Here is a 1,764-nt window from a genome sequence, read left to right as displayed (position 1 = left end):
TGACCCGCCCCCTGTCAAGTAGACAGCGCAAAAAACAAAAATATTCTATGTTGTGACTAAAAGCAGTCTGTGCAATTTGTGCAGGCTGCTTTGTTGTTAGCAAATGGCAAGCACCGACCAGCTAAGCAGCATACGCTTCATGGTATTCCATAGGTGTCATGCTGCTCAGTTTGATCTGGTAACGCCTTGTGTTGTAATAGGTTATGTATTCCTCTATCGCTGAAATCAGTTTGGTCTTATCCGTAAACTTGCGAAGATAATACATCTCCGATTTTAAGATTCCCCACCAACCCTCCATTGGTCCGTTGTCGATGCATCTCCCAACACGGGACATACTTTGTATCATTCCTGCATCAGTCAGTTTTTGATGAAATAATTTGTTGGTATACTGAAAGCCACGGTCACTGTGGAAGATTGGGTGAGCATCAGGATTCAATCGAACAGCTTCGTCAAATGTAGAAAACACAAGTTCGTTGTTATTGCTTTCCATAATTTTGTATGTTACAATTCGTCTGTCATACAAATCAAGAATTGCGCTGAGATACAGTTTTCTGATCTCTGTTCCTACGTAATATTTAAATTCAGTTACATCTGTAAGCCATTTTTCGTTCGGCTTATCTGCGTGGAAATCTCTGTTCAGAATATTCTCCGCTGTGAATTGCGGCGTTGATGGAATATATGTATTCTTCTTGACACGGGTAACAGATTTCAGATGAAGAATCTGCATCAGTCTGTAGATGCGCTTCTTGTTGAAATGTACATCATGCTCACGGTTGATCACGACCGTCATCTGACGATAACCTAAGATGCCGTTGCGCTCCTCATAGTGCTGTTTGATCCATTCTACAAGCTGCTCATTGATCTGCTGGCTATGGCTCGGTGTCCGATGCAGCCACTTGTAGTAAGCCGAGCGTGCAACGTGTACAGCAGCGCAGAGCTTCTGAATCGGATAATGCTCTGCTTCATTCATGTATTTGATTGCAATATACTTGTCCACGTTTCGTACTCCGTTCAGTGACCGCCCCCTCTCAGCTCCCTGAGTTTTTTTAACAGTTTAATTTCCATTTCCTGATCTTTAAGCTTTGCTTGTAATATCTTGTTCTCCATACGAAGACGATCAGCTTCTGTAAGGTCTTCTTGTTTTTTTGATTTTCCTCGATGGTCAATCAGTCCTTCTACACCATTTATTTCATATTTCCTTACCCATGAATATATCTGTTGATAAGAAATATTATATTTTTCAACTGTCAGGGTGTAGTTCTTATTATTTTCAATGCAGAAGGCAACAATTTCCGCACGTTCTTCCTGTGTGGTTTTTCTACCTTTGTTCATGGCAAGTCCTCTTTCTGAGCGTTTATGCTCTTTAAATCTCTTGCCATTATTATACCATGAAATCCATCTTCTGAGGACAATATCCGTTGAGATTTTATACTTTATACATATTTCTGTTAAGCTTCCTTTTCCATTGAGGTAATCTTCTACTGCTGCTTCTTTTATTTCATTGGTATAGTGTCGATACGGTGATGCCTTTGCAACGGATTCGATTCCTTCGGTTTTAGCTCGGCATACCATTCTTTTCATCGTTGTAGCCCCTATGTTGTATTTTCTGGCAATTGCCTTGTATCCACCTTTACCATCAAGGTATTCCTGTACTGCTGCAACACGTTCTTCACTTGTAAGTGATTTCTTCTTTGACATAAAATAACCCCCTTTAGAGTTACACCATTTTATTATTTCATGTGTCTACTCTAAGGGGATTATATC

At 40.2% G+C, this 1,764-nt stretch carries 2 protein-coding genes; both read right to left on the bottom strand.

Annotated elements, in window-relative coordinates:
• Positions 1 to 121: 121 nt before the first annotated feature.
• Entirely contained in the window at positions 122 to 997 is an 876-nt protein-coding gene (locus tag AB5Z01_RS13670; RefSeq protein ID WP_270759619.1) for an IS3 family transposase, read from the bottom strand.
• Between the two features lie 14 nt (positions 998 to 1,011).
• Complete coding sequence (locus tag AB5Z01_RS13665) at positions 1,012 to 1,698, bottom strand: helix-turn-helix domain-containing protein (protein ID WP_046438114.1); 687 nt, start codon at positions 1,696 to 1,698, stop codon at positions 1,012 to 1,014.
• Positions 1,699 to 1,764: the final 66 nt, after the last annotated feature.

This window comes from Ruminococcus sp. RTP21359st1_H3_RTP21359_211015, assembly GCF_040909065.1.
In the GTDB taxonomy this organism is placed as follows: domain Bacteria; phylum Bacillota; class Clostridia; order Oscillospirales; family Ruminococcaceae; genus Hominimerdicola; species Hominimerdicola aceti.
This window is presented reverse-complemented; position numbering and strand designations above follow the sequence as displayed.

Coding starts and splice junctions, on each gene's coding strand:
- AB5Z01_RS13665 (WP_046438114.1), bottom strand. CDS start 1,698: ATGTCAAAGAAGAAATCACTTACAAGTGAAGAACGTGTTGCAGCAGTA.